This is a genomic window from Luteimonas mephitis DSM 12574 (genome assembly GCF_000422305.1).
GTDB lineage: Bacteria > Pseudomonadota > Gammaproteobacteria > Xanthomonadales > Xanthomonadaceae > Luteimonas > Luteimonas mephitis.
In genome coordinates this window covers 191572-209439 of the sequence record NZ_AULN01000014.1, presented here as the reverse complement: position 1 = coordinate 209439, position 17868 = coordinate 191572, and the positions used below count along the sequence as shown (strand labels likewise).

The 17868-nt window shown below is 58.6% G+C and carries 16 protein-coding genes; 4 read left to right on the top strand and 12 right to left on the bottom strand.

All coding sequences use genetic code 11. The features are described 5' to 3' along the window. Positions 1–64: 64 nt before the first annotated feature. The 12 genes from H570_RS0105840 to H570_RS0105785 all read right to left on the bottom strand — a co-directional run bounded on the left by H570_RS0105840 (position 65) and on the right by H570_RS0105785 (position 15109). Positions 65–445 carry a GmrSD restriction endonuclease domain-containing protein gene (locus tag H570_RS0105840; protein WP_084499854.1) on the bottom strand — a complete coding sequence of 127 codons (381 nt, stop codon included), beginning with the start codon at positions 443–445 and terminating at the stop codon, positions 65–67. 108 nt (positions 446–553) lie between these two features. After that, positions 554–1087 carry a RadC family protein gene (radC, locus tag H570_RS0105835; protein ID WP_425411548.1) on the bottom strand — a complete coding sequence of 178 codons (534 nt, stop codon included), beginning with the start codon at positions 1085–1087 and terminating at the stop codon, positions 554–556. 61 nt (positions 1088–1148) lie between these two features. After that, complete coding sequence (locus H570_RS18835) at positions 1149–1364, bottom strand: hypothetical protein (protein WP_156899865.1); 216 nt, start codon at positions 1362–1364, stop codon at positions 1149–1151. An 11-nt stretch (positions 1365–1375) separates the two neighbouring features. Further along, positions 1376–2269, bottom strand: coding sequence for a recombination directionality factor (locus H570_RS0105825; RefSeq protein WP_027079924.1), 894 nt, complete (start codon positions 2267–2269; stop codon positions 1376–1378). Next, on the bottom strand, positions 2263–3249 hold the full coding sequence (locus H570_RS0105820) for a YqaJ viral recombinase family nuclease (RefSeq protein WP_027079923.1): 987 nt from the start codon (positions 3247–3249) through the stop codon (positions 2263–2265). Before H570_RS0105820 ends, H570_RS0105825 begins: the two co-directional genes overlap by 7 nt. 75 nt (positions 3250–3324) lie before the next feature. Further along, a complete protein-coding gene (locus H570_RS0105815) occupies positions 3325–3642 on the bottom strand; it encodes a hypothetical protein (RefSeq protein WP_027079922.1) in 318 nt (105 codons plus the stop codon). A 3-nt stretch (positions 3643–3645) separates the two neighbouring features. After that, positions 3646–4602 (bottom strand): DUF932 domain-containing protein, encoded by a 957-nt coding sequence (locus tag H570_RS0105810; RefSeq protein WP_027079921.1) that lies wholly within the window; start codon positions 4600–4602, stop codon positions 3646–3648. 607 nt (positions 4603–5209) lie between these two features. Further along, complete coding sequence (locus H570_RS0105805) at positions 5210–7804, bottom strand: AAA family ATPase (protein WP_027079920.1); 2595 nt, start codon at positions 7802–7804, stop codon at positions 5210–5212. A 73-nt stretch (positions 7805–7877) separates the two neighbouring features. After that, complete coding sequence (locus H570_RS0105800) at positions 7878–9128, bottom strand: helix-turn-helix domain-containing protein (protein ID WP_245559545.1); 1251 nt, start codon at positions 9126–9128, stop codon at positions 7878–7880. Continuing rightward, positions 9058–9702 (bottom strand): hypothetical protein, encoded by a 645-nt coding sequence (locus tag H570_RS0105795; protein ID WP_027079918.1) that lies wholly within the window; start codon positions 9700–9702, stop codon positions 9058–9060. Before H570_RS0105795 ends, H570_RS0105800 begins: the two co-directional genes overlap by 71 nt. 12 nt (positions 9703–9714) lie before the next feature. After that, positions 9715–9870, bottom strand: a complete 156-nt coding sequence (locus H570_RS18830) for a hypothetical protein (protein ID WP_156899864.1) — start codon at positions 9868–9870, stop codon at positions 9715–9717. Positions 9871–10327: 457 nt separating this feature from the next. Continuing rightward, complete coding sequence (locus tag H570_RS0105785) at positions 10328–15109, bottom strand: DEAD/DEAH box helicase (RefSeq protein ID WP_027079917.1); 4782 nt, start codon at positions 15107–15109, stop codon at positions 10328–10330. A gap of 121 nt (positions 15110–15230) precedes the next feature. Between H570_RS0105785 and H570_RS0105780 the strand changes: the two genes are divergently transcribed. The 4 genes from H570_RS0105780 to H570_RS0105770 are packed head-to-tail and all read left to right on the top strand — an operon-like array spanning position 15231 to position 17753. Continuing rightward, positions 15231–15614 (top strand): hypothetical protein, encoded by a 384-nt coding sequence (locus tag H570_RS0105780; protein WP_027079916.1) that lies wholly within the window; start codon positions 15231–15233, stop codon positions 15612–15614. A gap of 4 nt (positions 15615–15618) precedes the next feature. Beyond that, entirely contained in the window at positions 15619–16494 is an 876-nt protein-coding gene (locus tag H570_RS18825; protein ID WP_156899863.1) for a hypothetical protein, read from the top strand. 36 nt (positions 16495–16530) lie between these two features. After that, a complete protein-coding gene (locus H570_RS0105775) occupies positions 16531–17004 on the top strand; it encodes a hypothetical protein (RefSeq protein ID WP_027079915.1) in 474 nt (157 codons plus the stop codon). After that, on the top strand, positions 17004–17753 hold the full coding sequence (locus H570_RS0105770; protein WP_027079914.1) for a hypothetical protein: 750 nt from the start codon (positions 17004–17006) through the stop codon (positions 17751–17753). The genes H570_RS0105775 and H570_RS0105770 overlap by 1 nt, the downstream gene beginning before the upstream one ends. The last annotated feature ends 115 nt before the right edge of the window (positions 17754–17868 follow it).

The following is a 17868-nucleotide window of genomic DNA, read 5'->3' as shown; positions in this document are numbered from 1 at the left end:
TTGTAGATCGATGCTGATGGAACGCCTGATCCGTCCACGACTACGGAATGATCCGGGCTCTCTATTACCTGGGGTAGAGCTGGATCGCGGCCTCGGCCAGATCCTTTCCTCGTGCGACGATCCCATCCTCGTCCCAGTTCGTACGACCCATGAAGGCCCCGTTGAGACGCAGCACCGTATGGTCGATGAACAGGCCCCTCTTGGTTGCGAAGTCTTTGTTCTGCGCCTGACGATTGACCGACAGGTTCAGTAGCGTCAGGTTGCCAAGGGTGGTGATGGCTCTACCGCGGTGTAGGACAGCTTGTTGGTGATGGGAAAGCGCTCCCCCTGTCTGCTCAAGGTTGCGAGACAACGCGCTTCCATTGAATCTGCCGTTTCCGGTATCGCCCACGAGCTGTCTAGGTTGCAGTGTTTCTGGCAGCGTTCCGGGCTCGAAGTCCCCCATACACTCACCACGAGCCAAAAAAAGAAGGTCCGGCCACAGCCCGCCAGCCCCTATTGGCTGGCGAGCGACTTGATCGCGAGGTATCCCATTGGCTCTCGCCCGTGGCCGTCACACCCAGCCACGCTCAGCCAAAGCCATGGTCTGGTTGCCGCCCACAACGATGTGGTCAAGCAGCCGTACATCCACCAAGGAAAGCACCTGTTTGAGCCGCGCCGTGACGGCTCGATCCGCGGCGGAAGGTTCAACCGACCCAGAGGGGTGGTTATGCCCAACGATGATCGCGGCGCAGTTCGTCTGGATCGCCTGTCGAACCACTTCCCTCGGGTGTACTTCAGCCCCGTCGATCGTTCCGTAGAACAGCTCCGCGTACTCAATGAGGCGGTGACGGCTGTCCAGGAAAGCGGCGGCGAACACCTCCCGCTGAAGCCCCGACAACTTGTCCCGAAAGAAGTCTTTGGCGGTCTTTGGGTCAGAGAACGATGCGCCCCGACTCATCCGCTGCCCCACGACGGTCCGAGCCGCCTCAAGTACTTCGTCAGGGGAGGCCGCCTTGTAGCGCCTGGTTGAGCTTCGAATGTACAACCGTGACTCATGTCCTTTCTCAGCATCCATCATCAACTCCTGTCCATCTTTTTTGATCACACAGAAAGACGGAGGGGCGCCATTGCGCCCCTGCCTGTCTGACTCAACGCTTGCAGATCGGCTACATCAGGGGAGCCGTGAAGGAAGCAGCCTGCTGCACCGCTTCCGGATCCGATGCATCCAGACCCACCGGCTCCAACGGTTCGTGTCCGACCTTGCCGCGGGCAAAATCAGAACCGCCGAAGATTCCCGTGGCCTCTGCGAACTTGACCACGCCATACATGGCAAATCCGCCCACCACCAAGCCGCCGATTACTCGAAGCACCATGTTGTTCACCTCTCTGTTCGTTATTGGCCGCTCACCAGAGCAACCTTGCCCTGCAGGCGCTCCCGCAGATTCGATGGCGCAGCCGGGCTTCCTTTCCCTTCTGCTGCCGGCGCACTTCCTTCCGGGTAGAACTCTTCGACAACGGCCGGAACATCCTCCACAAGATCCTCGAAGGCTCCGCTGGCAAATCCCCGTTTGGCCGCCTCATCCAGAGCGACCTGATCGAACCCCGCCTCTTTGCGGGCCTCATCGACCGCCCTCGCGTCACTGATGGCTTCCTCCAGCGTCTTGCCGTTCCGGACCACCAGGTCGACGTAGTAGATGGCCGCTCGGTAGCTCATCGTCGTGGACTTCCCCCGGAGCTTGAGCTCCAGCGGCATGCACGACAGCCGCCCGCCCGAGACTGCGTCGAAGTACGCGAGCCGAGCCGTGAGGGTCCGGATTGTGTTGTAGGACGTGGTTCTCAGCACGAAGCTGCCCAGCTCGTCGTCGTCCCCGACCCGGACATTCAGCCGGGCGTAGGCCTTGCACTCGCCCATGGCGAAGGAACAACCATCCGGTCCAGGGCAAAGCTCCTGGGTCATGCCTTCCTTGCCAACGCGCCGCGATGTTTCGCCGTTGCCCACGCACACCGGCCTGCCAGTGGACCGATCGAAGAGCGAGTAGTCCGCCCGCAAGTTCAGGGCCGGCTCGTTGAACAGCAGCCGGACCGGGATCGAGCGCAGCTTCCCGCCGGCACCCTTGCGCAGCGTCTCGTCCAGTGGATGTAGCACCCAGCCGTCGCGGTTCTGGACCTGGCTGGTCAGCGTGAACTGGTCGTCCTTCTCCGGCAGCCGCTTGCCGTTGCGCTCGATCACACGACCAATGGAGATCCGCCCGACCACGGGCGGTGTAATCGCCAATCCTTTCAACATGACTTTGCTCCTTCCTCGGTGTACGGGACGATCCGGAATCGGCGTGATCCGGGCCGTTCGACGGTGAACTCGGCCACGATGGCCGGATGGGTCTGGGCGAGCCGCTTGAGATCGACGCTAGTACCGTCCTTGGAACGCCGATAGGTAATCTCTCCCTTGGCAAAGAGCGCCTTGGAAGCGTCACCCATGGATTCCTCCAGTCGCTGGCGCAGCTGCTCGGCCTGCTTGTCCAGCTGGCCGATCTGATCCCGAAGCGAAACCAAGTCGGCAAAGGTGGCGGAGAGCTCGGCATCCCCCGTGAAGTCGACGCTGGTGTCATTGCCCACGTAAAGGCTGCGCAGAGCCCTGGCAGCCGACTCACTGCCGTCTGCCGGCGGCGGCGTGTCCTGCTCCACGTGCTCCCAGAACCGGGCCTCCAACACGATCAAACGAGAGATCACGTCTTCGTCCCGCTCGATCCGGTGGACCTCAAGCTTCTGGCCGCACAGCAGCACTGCCACATCTGCGGCCTGCTTGCCCGTCACCGTCAGCTGGTGCTGGACCTGGATCTGGACGTACTCCGGCACGCCGTCGCGCCATAGCCGGGAGCCATATTCCCCCGCCGTCTTGCACTCCAGGATCTGGACATCCTCCGCACCCACCACCTCACGGTCGATGTTGGCCAGCATGAAGCTGTACGTCGGATGCTGGAGTACGGCATTGAGCCGCCGGACCTTGCGCTCGGTCCGCTCGGCGTAGGCCGCCGCGACGAAGGGTTCCAGCAAGGTGCCCCAGTACATGGGATCGTCCTGCCCCGGCTCTTCGCTCCGGACGATCCGCCCGGTCTTGTCCATCCACAGCTCCAGCTGGCTCTTGTAGGGGCACAGCCCCACCGCGGCTGCGGCGTCGGAGCTCCCGATGCCTCGCTTGCGGACTTCCAACCACTCCTCGCGCTCCATCGAACGCGTGTCGACCAGGCGTACCGCTGCCGATCTGCTCATTTCAGTTCCTCCAAAGTGAAAAGGCCCAGCCTCCTTGCGGAGACCGGGCCTTGTGGGTTGCCAAGCGGGACGCGCCTACGCTGGCGAGACTTTCATCGCGGACGCCACGATTCCCTCCAGGATGGACTGGGCTCGCCCGCACTCCCCGCGCAGCAGCAGATGCCTGCCAAAGGCCTGCCCGAATGGCTCGGCCACTTCGTAGCACCACACGCCGGGAAACTCATTACTGCAGTCCTGCCACGCCTTCCCCAGCAGTGGAGCTTGATCAATGCAGGCCTGGATGTAGGCCAGCTCACCCTCGAATGGCATCTCCGAGTAGCCGATTGCACTCTTGTCCAGCGCTTGCCTGGCTCCGATGGCGATATAGGCGACATCGAGATCGTCGACCGTCATCGCTCAAGCCACCAGCTTCATGGCTTCGTCCCAAGCCCGTTGCTTGAGCTGGGCACCGGCACCGAACCACGCGGCATCCCTGCGGTGGTCATCACTACGGGCCCGTCGATGGTGATCGACGAACTCCGTGACGCTGCTCAGGACGCCCCAGGCCGTTCCACGGGCACTCGCGAGCTCCGAGCCCTTGCCGGCTCCGTCATACAAGGCTCGTGCGACCTTGAAGGCCTGCTCGTTGACCGAGACACCCTGCCCATCCGGGTTGGGATAGGTCAGCACGCGACGCAGAAGACCGTCCACAGAGTCCGGATCCACCGGGCACTCGACCAGGGCCTTCATACGGGCCACGAATCCGTCCCAGGTCGACACGGTGATCCCGAGCTGACGCTTGACCGCGTCCGGGTCGAACTGGCTGCGGTGCGGCACCTTGATGGCGCCCGCGTTGCTGCCCAGGGCGATGGCCAGAGTGTTGTTGCAAACCACCCGCACCGAGGTGAACTGGGCAGTCGTGGCCAGCGTACCGTCGCAGGCAGTGGCCAACAGCAGATAGCCCTCAACCCGGTCCTTCCGTTTCAGGACAGTGCTCTGTCCGGTCCTGGCAAGCGCCCAGAACTTGCGGCCTTCCCGGAGAACGCCGGCCGTTTCGAGCTCGAAGCCGCCAACCTCAGTCAGGTCGCGGTAGAACTCGAGGATCTCGCCGGGCTGGACCACTTGATAGCGCTTGGACACGACAGACAGCGGCGCATGGGTGTCGGAGCGGTACAGGACCTTCTGCTCCGGAAAAGCATTGATCGCACCGATGCCGTTCTTGCCGACGACGTAGCGGACTTCGGACTCTTCGATCTCCCAATCCATGCCCGCCTGCTTGCGCCAGACATCGATCGGCTGTTGCGGTGCCAGCTTGTTGCCGAGGCCGTGCCAAGGCTTCTCGCCGGCGTAGGCCATTGTTTCAACCAAATGCATGGTCGTTTACTCCTTTGGTGACGGCATAAACGCACAAAGCCCGGACATGTCCGGGCCTTGTGGTCTTGGCGCTTGTTGATCAGGTTTCCTTGATGTCTCCGCAGCTACATTTGACGATGCCTACCAACACCGCCGCGGTCACGACAAGGACGCAATAGAAGGGATTGAGCTTCTCGGGGAACACATTCACTCCTCGAATCGACGCATCAGAGCGGATGCGTCAAGCGCGAAGCTGGATTCTTCCAGATTCAAGAGAGTGATAAAGGTTTGAAATATCTTTGGATAGCAGTGCCCCGGGAAGCATGCAGAATCGGCTGCTTCCGGCCATCGGCACTGACAACAGGCTTGGCCGATGACTCAGGATCGGCTGGATCTTACCAATGTCTGCCAGAGCGCAGTGACCCCAATACCTGGCCTCCGACCCATATGGTCCTGTATGGTCCTGCTGCGCGCCGACGAAGGAATGAATTAAGCTCTTTTCAGCTTTTGGGGGAAGGGCATGCTGAGAGCTCATGAATCATGTTCGCAGCGGGCCACCCGTGCAGCCGTTTAAGGCTTCGCGATTCCTCCGAGAACGAAGCTCTTTGGAATGGGAGGAATAGCCTCCCTATCCGGGAAAGGAAGCGCTGAGCTTGCCCAATGAGTTGACCATCCGCTGGACGATGGCAATCTCAAAATCCTCACCGTCTCCGTCGTGAGTGCCTTTGTTCAAGTAGCGCCACGGTAGTTGCAATAGCTCGGTGAAAGCTTCTTGCCGCTGAGCCCATGCCTCCCCAGGGAGGCGCGCTTGTTCGATACCAGTGGCGACGGCCTTAGACAAGCCATCCACCAGATTCCTGAGTTCAGGCTCGCCAGTGGGACCGCGTAGGAGAAGATTGATCTGGCCTAGGTCAGCGTCCCGATTGGTCAAAGACTTCCACGTCTTGGCCGTGAGGTTCTCCAATGCTTGCCGGCTCGATGCCAGAGCCTGGCGTTCGTCGTTATTTTCCAAGCGTTCGATGGCTCGTCGCAGATAGTGCCGATCTGTGCCCCCAAACACACGGGGTTGATGATCACCGTCATGATGCTTGAGTATGTAAAGCGCTGAGGCGCCTTGGCCCAACCTCTGTTGGACCTGATTGATGAACTCGTTGCCATGACAGGTAATCACCATCTGCTTCTCACGCAGACGCGCATCGCCGAAAAGCGTGTCGCGGATGCCTTCGCGGTGGTCATGATCGATAGCATTCACCGCGTCATCGAAGACCAGCAGCGGCAAGTTCAGCTTGATGTTCTTGGCCAACAAGATAGCCAGGCCCAAGCAGCGCAAATGTCCTTCACTCAAGACCGCCAAGGCATCGTGGCTCTTTGCAGGTGTGCCAGCGAAAGAGACCATGATTCGCTCGCCGCCGCGTTGTGGAAGCGTCAGGTCTGCCAAGATGTCGTTCGCGTGGTCTTGAGGGTTGAAGCTGTTGTAAAGCTCCTTGGTGGTATCGCTCAAGTCCGCAAGCAAGCCAGCAGGCAACCCATCGCGATACGCCCTTATGGCTGTTAGGTAGTGCTCATAGCTCACCTGGATACGCACCTCGAGCTCGAGGGCCGTGGCCTCTGCTTCCACTTCCGCAATCAGTTCAGCGTTGGCCTCGGCGAACCCGTCAATCTTGGCTTGCTCTTCCACCACGTGGACATCATGAAGCCGCCTGCGGGTGCGCAGTTCCTCAACCTGCTCTCTCACGTCTTCTAGCTGCTCAACTTCCGCTTGAAGGAGCGCTCTTTGGTTCTGCCGGTGACGGATACCCGCATCACGATCTTCCAGTGCCCGGATGTTTCGCAACACTGCCCGCCAGGTGGCTGGCGTCATCAGTGCAGTGGTCCAGACAGGCACCTCTTCTTCCTGCTCAATCCATTGCACCAGGTCCGCCATATCGTCACCGGTGAATGGCCTGAACCTATGGGCAGTTTTCAGTTGGTCGCGAAGCCACTTTGAGACTCGCGTGCACTTTCCAGCAAGGTCCCGCTGCTCTTGCTGGAGTTGAGCCAAGTCGCGCAACAGCTCAATGCCAGCTGCTGCCTTCTCAAAGGGGTTGCGGGTGACATTGTCCAGCGGTGTTTCGCACGCGGGGCACGCGGCGTGCTCACCTTGGAGGGCGTGCACTGCTCGATAGAGCTCGAGGAAGGACACCTGCTCCGCTCTGCCTGCCAAGTTGGCTGCACTCTGGGTGCGGTTCTTTAGATGCGACCGCAGAGACTTTCTGAACATGGCCACGCCACTGGCGTCAGCTTCAGACAATGCGGGCAACTGTTCTTGCAATGCAGCATGGATTTGCTGCAAGCGCCCATCTTGCCCATGGAGTCCCAACCGCTCTAGAAGTAGAGCCCACGTAAATCCAGCCTCGAAACTTTGCGCCAGCGCTTCTTGCTCCTCGTTGAACGCTTGAAGCGCGGCACCGTTCCCCTTGATCTTCTGCCTTGCCGTCTCCAACGCTGCATTTTTGAGAGCCAGCTCGCCGGCCTTGGGCGTCGCCAGGCGAAGCCTGCTGTCGAGGTCACCAGTGAAGTTCCCCACAAAGCTGTTGAAGCCGTCCAAGCCGAACAGCGCAGCAATGAGCGCGCTCGCCTGCGCGGGTGGCCGTGAGGCTAGGCGTGCGAAGCCTTCAATGCGGTTTTTTTCGATGATGGTGAAGCGCAGTATCTCGGGATTGGGTTCCACGAGCACGCCATCGTCGGCGCCGGCAGACCACAGCCGTGGCGCGACGTGCTCACCAGCATGAAAATTGTTGAAGTAGCCGTCCAGGTTCTCAATGCGCTTGGCGGTGGCCTCCTCGACATAGCCCAGCAGGGCGAACTCGATGGCTTCGCACAAGCTGCTTTTGCCACTGCCATTGGGCCCCAGGAACAACACAATGTTCTTGGACAAGTCGAACTGCTCTTCCCGTCGGAAGCCCCGGAAGGGGCCAACCGAGAGCTTCTTCAGTCGCGTCCAAGGGAGCGGCGCTGCCGCCCCGTTTGCAGGGGTCTCTTCGATGACATCCGTGGTGCCTGCGAGATCTCGCCGAAGGATTGGCGTGAGCGTGGCTGCACGCTGCCCGCCGTTGTTAACGGTGGGAATGATGGTGTCCAGGTTCGCATGCACAATCTTGGCAATGCGCCTGGCGTCTTCACTTGCTTGAGCGTCTCGCAGCCACTGCAAGAAACGTCCATATTCCTCATGCACTGCTGCCATCGACCAATGCCCCTTAGCGAATCCAAATACAAGCATGCGCTACGAGGGACCCGCCCAAGTCGCACCCTTGATACTAGCCCTTGACCAAACGCAAGTTAGCCCTTCCCGCAGTGGGCTCAGCCATTCTCGGCGCTCCACCCTTCAATGCATTGAGCATCAGCCCAAACGTGAGCTCGTTAATCTCGTCAGAAAAGATGGCTAGCTGCTGGGCAACGTCCGCTTTCGACAAGCCTTCTTCGCGAAGTGCACCGAATACCTTTTCAAGCACTAGTGACTTCTCGTGCGGCACGCCTTCAGGCTCCGACTTGCGGTAGCCCGCTTGCGCCAGCTGGATGCAAAGCGTGCGGTAGGTCCAGTCAGTTGTCAGGCCAAGGGCATGCATCCGGTAGTTCAGCGCTGCCACGGAGACTGCCCAGTGCTTCTTGTGCCGGATGAGACTCGATAGCGTCGGGGCACGCGGCGCCATGGCAAGCACGCTCGCCCGCGGCATGAGGAAAGCGGACGCGAAGGCATTTGCCTCGCGCTCCAGGTCGGGACCATGGGGTTGGGCATGTTGGTGCAGCACCAGGTGGCCCAGCTCATGCGCGGCATCAAACCGGCAGTGTTCGGCTGACTTGAACGTATTGAGGAACACGTAGGGCCGGCCGCCACTCCACATCGAAAAGGCATCCACTTCCTTGGCATCGATTGCCAGGGAATAGACCCGGATGCCCTTGGATTCCAGCAGGGCAATCATGTTCTTGACCGGCAACTCGCCGATGCCCCAGTGAGCGCGCAGCATTTCTGCCGCCGTCTCCGGGGTCTGGGAAGAAGACGATGTCGGATAGGCTTCTGGCTCTTGAGCGTGCTTGTGCACGCTAACGGGGCGACTGTCCCCGCCTTCGCGCCCCAAATCCGGAACGTCCGGGTCTGGCAGGTCGAACCGCGCCTCAATCCATTCGTTCAACAGCAGGGCAACAGCGCCCGCACCAAGCGCGGTGTCGCGCTGGCTGGCTGTCATCTTCGAAAGCGAACGGAAGCTCGCCACATCGGGGTGAGGAACTTCCGGGTCCACACCAAAGAAAAAGGCTTCGGGGAACCGAAGCGCTTCTGAAAGTTTTCTAAGCGTGTTGGCCTCTGGTTCTTGGGAGCCCGTCTCGTAGTTGGAGACGGATTTTTCTGTTACCCCAATCTTCTCGGCCAACTCACGCTTCTTCATCCCCCGCCGTTTGCGGGCGAGGGTGAGCCGTAGAGCATTGAACATGGCAGCCTCGTCAAGCTTTGCGGCGGATCTCAATGTCGATGTCAGGACCACCCGGCTGGAGGATTTCCACAAGGTCATCATCAAACGAAATGCTACCGAGCAAGATGCGTTCCGACCACGACGTGATCTTGCCGTCGTTACCGATTTCAGCCGGCAATGACAGTTCGAAGCGGATCTCACCCTTGGACGTATCCGTGTGGTGCATCAAAATCCAGGTCTGGTTGCCTTCCACATCCTCTTTGACTTCCTGCATGAACTCTTCAAAGAGCAGCACCATCTGTCGGTTCGACTCGATGGCATCGACGGTGTGGCGGCCCTTCTTCGAACGATTGGACGGATGGGCATACGGATTTCCCGTTGCCTCGTCCCCGGAAGCAACCGCAATCGCCAGGTTCAAGGTCTCGTTGACGGTTACCGGGAAGCTGCCCACGTCCTGCCGGATCCAATCCAGCGGCCTGAGCTGATCCCGCAATGCGGCAACGACCTCGCCCCACATAACCAAGCCCGGAAAGTTACGGGGATGGTTCAAGGTCAACCGGGTGCGCTGCAGGTGACCCTGATAGATGGCTTCGCGGAGCGCCACCTCGGTGACCCCCAACTGGTCCAGGCGGCTGGCTATTTCTTCGGGAGCGTCGTAAAGGATGTTCGGGAGCATCGGGAGCGCGCCTCAGGGGGACTTCCGATAATCCTCCCTCATTTGAGGAAGGAAAACAAGAAGTTTGAGCTGCACGCTGACCAGAGCCCTGCCATGCTCCGCCAGCATGTCACGCACCCTCACCGCCACGTAGGCCCCATGGTCGTCGCCCGCCTCGACTTCCAGCATGTCCGCCTCGGCGGCGAAGATCCGCCAGAAGTCCGCTGGGCCGGATTCTCGGCGATTAGGACCGGCAATGAGGCCTCCAAGGCGTCAAGGCGGCGGGTCAGTTCGGGCAGGTCCAGGGGCATGGGAGGGTCCTTGGCAAGTCCTAGCTACGCCGACCCAGGCCAGGGCTGCCACCTTGAACCACTGGACTGCCACCCCGACGTCGCTTCCCATCATCTGGGCCAAGCGCCCTTTCTAATCGTTGCAAGGCCGTCTTGGGCTTAGGTCGTGGCGGATCCTTAGGTAAGGCGCTATCCAGTCTATCGAGCTTCTTCTTTACAGATGCAACGTCTGCAGGACCATGCACGCGGGCAAGCTTCTTCTTTGCGCCGCCTCTGCGCGCTTGCGTGTCCACCGCATCCGCTGCATACCTTCTTGGATAAGTTGTTCCAACAGCGTCAGCACTGCGTATTTTCGATCACTTCTTGAAGGCAAAAACTTCCTCCAGTTTCGGCAACCCCTTTAGGATCCTCACCGTCTCGACGCTCACGCGAACGATGCGTTTGACCAAGTTAACGATGTAGGCAGGGTCATTGGACCACTCGTTGGGATCGTTAACGATGCCAGATGGTTTGTCAGTGCCGTATTGGTAGCGCTCCATCACCCACTCAATCGCCGGTTTTCCGTTGACCACGTAATCGTATGCCTCAGGGGGAATGCCTGTAAGCGTGAGGTGGCTGTTGTAGATGATCACAGAGCGATCCTCTACTTTATCCTTCTTACCGAATCGCATCTTGGCCACACGGAAATCAGATTTCGGATCCAAACCGAGTTGACCGGTCGTTTCACCAAGTGGATACGGCTCAACCGTCTCATAATTCAGGTGCCAATGTGACAACTCTCGCCCTGCTTGACTGAAGGACCAGAAATCCTTTGCCATCGGAATCCTTGGCAGGACCTTTGTGAGATCGGCTTGATACCTCTCCCTGTATTCCGAACTGCTCAATACACCATAGACGTAGAAGAAGAGGTCCTCTTTCGAGATGTCAGAGCCATATGCCTTCTGGAACATCTTCAGCGTTCCGTCCGTGATGGCCTCACGCTTGACATAGCCCTCAGAATCCGGGCTGTCGAACAGCTCCTTGTCCTTACCTTCCGCCTTCTCGTAGAAGTAGAGAGGGAAGCACTGGGCGCCATCAGGAGCCAAGTGCAGGTCCGGAAGAACGTTCACCATGAGAGGAGAGAAGTCTTGGCGAGCACCCGGCCCCACGATGGTAATAGCCATATTCTTGTGCCGGGGCGTGGGGAACAAGCGCGGAATCTGCAGAACCATCTCATTCATCGTTTTATCGAAATACATCCACTGCTTGCAAAACGGACGATAGATGGCGGGCACCACACCTGCAGGATTAAACTCGGCCTTCTGCAAGCTGACCAGCCTGTTCTTCAAACCTCGCGACCAGCTAATTTTCTTCGGGTCCTTATTTATGAAAGAGTCGGCAGTCTGACGTTCATCCTTGGCGAGCTTTGCGTTTTTCTTTCCGTAGGCCTCAACTTGGGAGTTATAGAACTCCGTCATGGACTCCATGTTGGACTCGACGGTTTGCTTGTTGGAGTTGGCCACCCATGCATCCCGGTTTGAGACCAAACCCAACGAGTAAAGGGAGAAGATCACAGACTCGCCGCCCACCCCTTTTTCGCCCATGGGCAAGTATTTCTTGAACTCGGGCGTTCTCTGATCCACCCAGTCGTGGGACTCATTGGGCTTGATGTTCTTCCATTGAATGCCGTCCATGCTCGCGAAGTCGGCAATGATTCGAAGCTTGTCGGCTTGGCTGAGGTAGTCGCCAATGTCGTGGTAATGGACAGTCTTCGCAGCGGGCTTGGCAGGATTCTTGACCAGCAGGGTTATCGCCACGCTGGTCTTTGACCCCTCACCAAACACGTTGCCTCGTTCCTTTCGACGACGCTCTCCGGAGGTGCGAGCGTCACCGCGCAAATTGAAGCAATACACCGAACTGAACTCTTCAGATAGACACTTACGCACGCCATCAAACGTATTTTTGTTAACGAATGAGCCATTGCTAACGAAACAGATGACCCCTTTGTCCTTGATCCGATCGCTTGCCCACCGAAGGGCGCGAACGTAGGAGTCATACAGATTTCGCTTCAGCCCCGCGGTGGAGCCGGCCGCATACGTTTTTTCAATGCGTGAGTCCAAAGTCTTGTATCTAATTTTCGCTTGCCCATCATTCGCGGAGTCTTGACCCACTGAATAAGGTGGGTTACCAATGATCACCCGGATGTCGGTCTTCTTCTGACGCGCGGCGCGCTTGTTGTTCTCTGGGAACACTTCTTCAAACTGTCCTTCGCCTTCCATGAGCTGAAAGGTGTCTGTCAGCACGATCCCATCAAAGGGTTGGTAGTCGCCCCCAGCCAGGCCGTGGTAGGCCTCTTCGATATTGATGGCGGCGATGTAATAGGCCAGCAGCACCAACTCGTTGGCGTGCAGCTCGTCTTTGTATTTGCGCCTGGCATCGGCCGGGGAAATCAGGCCCGATTGCAGCAAGCGCACCATGAAGGTGCCCGTGCCCGTGAAAGGGTCCAGCACGTGCACGCCCTTGTCTGCCAGGCCCACGCCGAACTCCTGGCGCAAGGCTGCGTCAGCGGATTTGATGATGAAGTCCACTACCTGCACTGGGGTGTAGACAATGCCCAACCGGTCGGACATCTTCTTGAAAGCACTCTTGAAGAACGTTTCGTAAAGCTCGTAGATGACCCGTTGCTTGCCTTCGGCGTTGTCGATCTTCTCGGCGCGCTTGCGTACCTGGTCATAGAACTTGGCCAGCCCCTCGGTCTCTTTCTCCAATGCTTGCCCTTCCAGGACCTTGAGCATCTTGTCCATGGAGATGGACACGGGGTTATGCTCAGCGAAGGAATAGTCCTCGAACAAGGCTTCGAACACCGGCTTGGTGATAAGGTGTTGGGAGAGCATGTCAATGGCATCTTCCTTCTCAATGGAAGGATTGATGTTCTTGCGCAGACCCTTGAGGAACTTGTCGAAGGCCCTGTGCTCCTTGGAGTTGGGATCCTCGAGCAAAGCCTTGATGCGAGTCGTGTGGCGCTCGGCAATCTGCGCTACGTCCTCGGCCCACTTCTCCCAGTAACGCCGGTCGCCTACCTTCTGGACAATCTTGGCGTAGATGGCATTGCGCCACTCTTCGAGATGCGGGAAGGCAAAGCCAATTTGGGTGGGCGTGCCGGGCTTGCCCTCGCCGTCTTCTCCAGGGCCACCGCCCACACCGATGATCTGCAGGTGGTCATCACGGCTCTTGTTGAGCTCGATCTTGTTGATCAGCGCATTGAAGCGGTCATCGTGAGCTCGCAGGGCTTGCAGCACCTGCCAGACCACTTTGTATTTTTTGTTGTCCTTCAGGGCCTCTTCTGGGGTGAGTTCAGCCGGGATGCCGATGGGCAAGATAATGTAGCCGTATTTCTTGCCATCGGCCTTGCGCATGACGCGGCCCACGGACTGCACCACGTCCACCACCGAATCGCGGGGGTTGAGGAACAGCACGGCGTCCAGCGCCGGCACGTCGACGCCTTCCGACAAGCAGCGAGCGTTAGTGAGGATGCGGCAAATGTTGCCTTCGTCGCTCGTGTCCTCTTTGAGCCAGTCCAACTTGGCATTGCGCCTGAGCACGTTAAACGTGCCATCCACATGCTCAACCTCACACCGAAGCAGTGAGTCGTCGTCCTGACCGTCGATGTATTGGTTGACGATGACCGGGAACTGTTCGGACACCTTGATGCTGGCCTTGATGTCTTTGGCAAAGGCCACGGCCCGGTGCATGGGGTTGGGGTCGGTCTCAGCGGTGTTGTCGCCCTCAACAGGCGCGATGCGCTTGGACAGCCCGTTCCAGCAGCCCACAATCTTCACCGCGTCATCTAGGGTCAGCTCGTTGTTGGCATCGGCCAACTGCGACTGGAATGTCTTGCTCACCGATTTCTCATCGACGGCAAGCACCATTACTTTGTAGTCGGACAGCAGGTCCAAGCCGACGGCTTCGCCGAAGCCCAAGCGATGGAACTCGGGCCCAAACAGGTTCAGGTCATCCATGGACGCGATTTCTGCCCCGCCCTCTTCGGCCTTGGACTTGCTTTCGTCGGCATAAATGCGTGGGGTGGCCGTCATGTAAAGACGCTTGGCCGCCTTGAGGAACTTCTGATCGTGCACGCGCACGAACGCCGACTCGTCGTCATCGGCCAAGGTAACACCTGTGGTGCGATGGGCTTCGTCGCACACCACCAGATCAAAATCGCCCAAGCCCTTCTTCTGGGCCCCTGCCACTACTTCGATGGACTGGTAGGTGGAGAAGATGACGGTGACGCGCTTATCACCCTTGGGCCGCGCTGTAATGGCTTGGATGAGCCGCTTGGTGTCGGTGGTGGCGGGGAAAGCTAGGTCGTGGGCTGAAGAGTCCTCGTTGTGCTTGCCCACCTTGGTGTCAGAGCACACCGCAAAGCTGCGGAAGTCCATGGCGGCTTGCGCGGTCCACTCCTTCAGCGTCTGTGAAAGCAGAGAGATGGAAGGCACCAAGAACAGCACCAGCCCGTCTTTGGGCACCAAGTGCTCCACGATCTTCAAGCTCGTGAAGGTTTTGCCCGTGCCGCAGGCCATGATGAGCTTGCCGCGATCGTGTTCCTCAAAGCCTGCCGAAACTTTCTTCAGTGCCTCAGCTTGGTGCTTGCGAAGCTTGTTCTTCGTGCGCAGCTTCACCACATCAGGCTTCGCCAGCGAGAACTTGGACCAGTCCACAGAAGACTCATCCAAGTCCTGCACACGCAAGCGGGTGACGGGGAGCTGCTGGTCGGTCAAAGCGTCTTCGGCGTGCTTACTCCACCTATCGGTAGTGGAGACCACGATACGGCTGGAGAACCCGGCCTTACCCGACGCCGTAAAAAAGCTGTCGATGTCACCCTTTTGCAGGGTGTAGGTCGGCGCATAGAACTTGCACTGGATGGCAACGAGGTTGCCCGTGTCCCGCTCCTTGGCCACCAGGTCAATGCCGGTGTCGGGCTTGCCCTTGCGGTCGGGCCAGTCGGTCCACAGCCACACATGAGAGAACCGGGCGACGTAGAGGGGGTCGGTGGTGAGGTAGGCCCTGATGAGACGTTCGAACCGGTCGCCCTTGTCCCGGTGGTCGCTGGCAGCCGCAGCCAGTTCCTCCAGAATGTCGTGGATCGTCGTCTCAGCCATGAGGTCCCCAGTCGGTGCACGCAAGTTAGACCCCGATTATGCCCTGCCGCCCCCAGTCTCCAAAGGTGGGGAGACTCGGTCGGCGAGCGGTAGACTGGATCCCTAGTGCCACGGGGGTTGCATGGGGATCGTCGCTGAGTTCGTACGCTACAAGGCCAAGCTGGCCAACCACTTTTGGGCCGTCTCTGCGCTGACTGACACCGAGATGGTGGCCAGCCTGTGGGAGCACCGAATCAAGGTCGTGGGCAGCCGGTGGGTCTACAAGGACCATCTGTCTCGTTGGATCGGAAACGGCAGCAAACTCATGGGCCAGCACCTGGCCACGGCCCTAGCCGAAGGCAGGCCAGTGCGCATCATAAAAGCCACCACGAACAACATCCCGCTCATCGAGGGCGGCGGGGATGGTTCGAAGGCCAACAACACCTTCAAGGCGCGGCCTGAATGGGTGGGCAAGGTGACGGCGTTCGATGGGGACAACTTCACCATCGTTTCCGTTAGGACCTGAAACCTTGAGCAACACACCCGAATCCAAAAGAATTGTCGCTTTCAAGAACGCCCTCATCAAAGAGATTCCGAAAATCCCGAATAACAAGGAATCTGTTGACGCTCTCAAGTCACTACCGCTATCGAGCCTGTTGATCCACTACATCAACTGGAAGATCAGACTCATAGGGCAAAGGCCGAGAGCGATCTCGGGTAGATCACGCTTGCGAAAGGACACTCGTTACATTCTTCTCAAAGAGAACATAAAATCTTTCTTAACGCAGGTAGAGATTGGCGGCGACCTGACCCCTTACCTGTCTTTAAGGGCGTTGAGCAATGGATTTGCCCCGGGCGCCTATGTCTACGACGGGAAAACCGATCCAGATGAGGACAAGGACCATATCCTCAACATCATGGGGCTACATCATTTTCACTTAGGTCTGATTCGCGAAGTGAAGGGTCATCAGAATCGGACGGACACGGTGCTTCTAGCCTTCGTGGACCGTGAGAGGTTTAGCATTCTTGGTCTCTTTGACCATTCGGTCTTTGAACATCTAGATGATGGAACCATGTCTCCCGAGAGGAAACAGCTCTGGAAGTTCTATGACGCCTACCAGTCCAGGATGTTGCCACAAGGTGGATTTGAGCTTGGCGGCTATGGCAGCATGGGCATTACAACCGCTGGCACAGCTGGGATTGCCACAATCGCCGCTCTTCGGCATGCAAAAGTCATTCGCTATGTGGATGAGAAACTTGATGACCGCGATTTCGTTCGCTCTCTTTATGGAAACACGCCTCAGCCAAAGAACCCGAAGCTAGATTGGATTTACCGGAATCTAGATCTAGGTCTGGTTGATGTAAAGGCCAGTTTTTTCGGACACTTCGAGCTTGGTCCCACTTAGCGCTAGCCACCGATAGCCACGCCCGAGAGACTCAGTATGAATGTTGAACGTCACACCGCCCTGGATCTAATGCGCGCCTTCTCTCGTCTCGAGTTCGCCCTCAAGCAGATCCCGGAGTTCGTCAACGGCGCCGTGGGGGAGACGCCGGAAACGCAATGGTCAGCGTTCTACGTCCACGTTCGCCGGCACATCGAGAACAACCTGTCACGGAAGAGCAAGGATCTTCTGTTGGGAACCGGTCCCAACGATCCACCGCCCATGAGGATGCAGGTTAATGCTCAGCGGCGTATCGAGTTCGTGGATGCACCACTGGGAAACGGCCCTGAGGGTGACCGCTTGATGGATGCTGCTCGACGGGTGCGCAACAATTTGGTCCATGGTGGCAAGGAGCATGCTCGGCAACAGCGATACCCAGGCAATGACGATGAGCTGGCACGCGCCGCCATTGACGTCATGTATTTGGCCATGGCATCGCATCAGGAAGTGTCCCAACTGGCCTATTACGATTAATGCCCCTGCTCGACCTTTCCCAACCTGGAACTTGGCCAAGCCGGCTGCGCGAGGTCCTCAACGAGTTGCGCCCGGTGTTCCGCTCCTGGGAGTTGGACCTACCAGACCGCGCCGCGCCTGCGTTCGATGCAGCTATTCGCACGCTGGGCGAAGCTCTCATGCCGCATGCCCTACGTGGTTACCACTTCACCCGCTTGACCGAAGAAGAAGCGGTGCACATTCGCGAAAACGGGCTGGAGGTGCTCAGCGCCGGGTTGCTGGAAAGACGCATTGCGTCCCAGGTCACGCGAGGCAAGCTTGCCGAAGAGCACGCGCAACGTTTGCTTGCGAACAACCAGGTGCGCGATAGCAACCGGTCTGGCAAGGCTTGGTTCTGCTTTTACCCTGCGCACGAAGTCAGCGAGTCTGGCGTTCGCTCCTTACTCGGACACTGGGGCGGTGAAGCACTCTACAACTTCAACGCCGAAGACACGGAGCTTGGCCCTATTCTCAAGTCCTTGGGCAGCCCTGCACTGATTGAAGCGGAAGTGCCCGTGGCGTTCCTTTCCACGACGAATTGCCTGGCAATAGCCGTATCACGACTTGACCTGATTCACCAAGACATCAGGTCAAGTGAGTATCCGGACAAGTTTGAGGACTACTCCACACAAACCTTGGAAGCCTCCATGGTGCGTCGCGTTGTGCTCCATCCTGGCAGCGAGTTCCTTGAGCTCACCCAGTGCCAGCAATGGTATGAGCCGTTGACCTAGGGCCAAGGCGGGTCATCAGACCCACCCTTGGCCGCCATCGAAGTCGTGCCAGTGCCGGCAACGATAAGGTGATCAAGCACCCGGCAGTCTATGTGGAGGTGGATCTTGACCACGG

Coding starts and splice junctions, on each gene's coding strand:
- H570_RS0105840 (WP_084499854.1), bottom strand. CDS start 445: ATGGGGGACTTCGAGCCCGGAACGCTGCCAGAAACACTGCAACCTAGA.
- H570_RS0105825 (WP_027079924.1), bottom strand. CDS start 2,269: ATGTTGAAAGGATTGGCGATTACACCGCCCGTGGTCGGGCGGATCTCC.
- H570_RS0105820 (WP_027079923.1), bottom strand. CDS start 3,249: ATGAGCAGATCGGCAGCGGTACGCCTGGTCGACACGCGTTCGATGGAG.
- H570_RS0105815 (WP_027079922.1), bottom strand. CDS start 3,642: ATGACGGTCGACGATCTCGATGTCGCCTATATCGCCATCGGAGCCAGG.
- H570_RS0105810 (WP_027079921.1), bottom strand. CDS start 4,602: ATGCATTTGGTTGAAACAATGGCCTACGCCGGCGAGAAGCCTTGGCAC.
- H570_RS0105805 (WP_027079920.1), bottom strand. CDS start 7,804: ATGGCAGCAGTGCATGAGGAATATGGACGTTTCTTGCAGTGGCTGCGA.
- H570_RS0105800 (WP_245559545.1), bottom strand. CDS start 9,128: ATGATGACCTTGTGGAAATCCTCCAGCCGGGTGGTCCTGACATCGACA.
- H570_RS0105795 (WP_027079918.1), bottom strand. CDS start 9,702: ATGCTCCCGAACATCCTTTACGACGCTCCCGAAGAAATAGCCAGCCGC.
- H570_RS18830 (WP_156899864.1), bottom strand. CDS start 9,870: ATGCTGGAAGTCGAGGCGGGCGACGACCATGGGGCCTACGTGGCGGTG.
- H570_RS0105785 (WP_027079917.1), bottom strand. CDS start 15,109: ATGGCTGAGACGACGATCCACGACATTCTGGAGGAACTGGCTGCGGCT.
- H570_RS0105780 (WP_027079916.1), top strand. CDS start 15,231: ATGGGGATCGTCGCTGAGTTCGTACGCTACAAGGCCAAGCTGGCCAAC.
- H570_RS0105775 (WP_027079915.1), top strand. CDS start 16,531: ATGAATGTTGAACGTCACACCGCCCTGGATCTAATGCGCGCCTTCTCT.
- H570_RS0105770 (WP_027079914.1), top strand. CDS start 17,004: ATGCCCCTGCTCGACCTTTCCCAACCTGGAACTTGGCCAAGCCGGCTG.